Source organism: Microvirga arsenatis, from assembly GCF_009910705.1.
In the GTDB taxonomy this organism is placed as follows: domain Bacteria; phylum Pseudomonadota; class Alphaproteobacteria; order Rhizobiales; family Beijerinckiaceae; genus Microvirga; species Microvirga arsenatis.
Genome location: NZ_JAAAXJ010000056.1, coordinates 1 through 1,930 on the forward strand (window position 1 = coordinate 1; position 1,930 = coordinate 1,930).

The 1,930-nt window shown below is 64.0% G+C and carries 1 protein-coding gene; it reads left to right on the plus strand.

The genetic code is table 11. The features are described 5' to 3' along the window. Positions 1-879: 879 nt before the first annotated feature. On the plus strand, positions 880-1,930 hold a 1,051-nt coding region (locus GR303_RS24170), incomplete at its 3' end, for a DNA translocase FtsK (protein WP_281408853.1).

Here is a 1,930-nt window from a genome sequence, read left to right on the forward strand (position 1 = left end):
GACAATGCCCTGCCGGCACAAGTACAGACACAGTCATCCCGTCCGCAGAAACGATGCCGCTTCCGCGCCAAACCCGCCGCAAGGCCAAAACCCCGCAAGCCAATACCAGGCAAAACTCCAGAGGAGCCGTCAAAGCACCCGGTCTTAACGCCGATGCCATCAAGCTCTTGGCCAGACAGAGGAAGCATGCCTCTGTCGTCAGTCCCGCACGCCGACGAGGGCTCAAGATCAAGCTTGACCGGAGCCCAAAATGTCCGAAGTGCCATGGAAACCCCACCCGAAAGGGCAGGGGAGGCGCTCATATAAACCCCCTCGGCCGATTTGCAAGACCTTTGTTGAAGGCTCTGCTGCAGACAGGAAAAAGGGGGAGCGAACCGCCTCAAGGGATATGGGAATGGCGCTCTCGAATGTGAAGGGAGGAGGCTGGGGACAAGTGTGAGTTGTCCGTGCTCCTCGATCTCTCCTAAGGCTCTTTTTACCTTTGCCGGGCGTAATCGGGGCGAACCTTCTCCCGGGCTGAGTGGCTCAGTCCCAACATCATAACAGACAATGCATTTCAGACGACGGTCTTCATCTTCCGCCGCCCATGGCTATGGCTCCCTCGCGCGGGACGACGACAGCAAACCCGGTTCGGACAAAGAGGCCGGTCCTGCAGCGGTCCAGGCGTCGAAGGCGCATGCTGCAGGCCATGTGCCGACGGATCATGCTCTCGTGAAAAGCTCCCCGCGTCCACGCCCTGCCGAAGGCGCGGCTGCCAGAGCCCTGCAGAGCCGGGGAGCCAACGGCGCGCCTCGCGGGGAGGTGTGGGAACAGTCCTTCTCCATATCGCCTGAGGTCCGCTTTACCCGCACGCCGGAGCGCGTCTTGAAAGAGCGCCGGATGAAGGGGGTGCCTCAGCCAGGCCCCGACCACATGGAAGACCGGGTGAGGGAGGCCGCCGTGAGCCGCGGGCCGGATCCTGCACCTGCCCTTCAGGAGAGGCTGCAGGCCCTTCGCAACAAGGCGGCCTCGCAGGAGGCCGAAACAGCAGGCGCCCGCATCTTCAACCGTGCGCCTGCTCAGGAGCGTGTGGACGGCAGGCGGGAAGCCGCACCGACTCCGGTTGCGAAGGCCGCACTACGGCGCATGCCCGCTGTCGAAGCCCCTGCTCCGCAAAACCTTGTCGGGCAGAGGGAGCCTGTCGGTACCAACCCCGTTGCGCCTGCGGCCTATGAGCTTCCACCGGTACAGCAATCCTACAGCTTCATGTGGCAGCCAGGAACCTATCTCCTGGATCCATCGCTTCAGGCTGCTCCCGCCAAGCCTTTTCAACAGCCAGCCGTCCCGAAGGAGCAGAGCGCTTCGCCGATCAGGAAGTCCGCGGCTCCGGCCAAGGCTGCCGCGCCCGCTCCCGTGCAGGTTCCCGCACCGGTAGAGCCGGAAGCCATGCCTTGGGAGGACGAAGAGGATTTCGCCGAAGACGTCCAGGACATCGAGGATGTCGTCGAGGCGGCACCGCGCCGGGCGGCCGTGCTCGCGCCCTCGCGTTCGAGCCAGGCGCCGGCTATTCCCGCCCCTGCCAACGACACCTTCCGGCGCGACAGCTATGCTGCTGTCTCTGTGGGCGTCTCGGCTCCCCTCAGTGCATCCTTCTCGTTCGAGCTTCCGGCGCTCGATCTTCTGGCGGAACCCAAAATCTGGGACAGTGCGGAGGTGCCGATCGAGGTGCTGCAGGAGAATGCGGCGACACTCGAAAACGTGCTCTGGGACTTCAACGTCAAGGGCGAGATCATCAACGTCCGTCCCGGTCCGGTTGTCACCCTTTATGAGCTTGAGCCTGCGCCTGGGACGAAGTCGTCGCGGGTGATCTCCCTGGCGGACGACATCGCAAGGTCGATGAGCGCGGTGTCGGCCCGCGTGGCGGTGGTGCAGGGCCGCAACGCCATCGGCA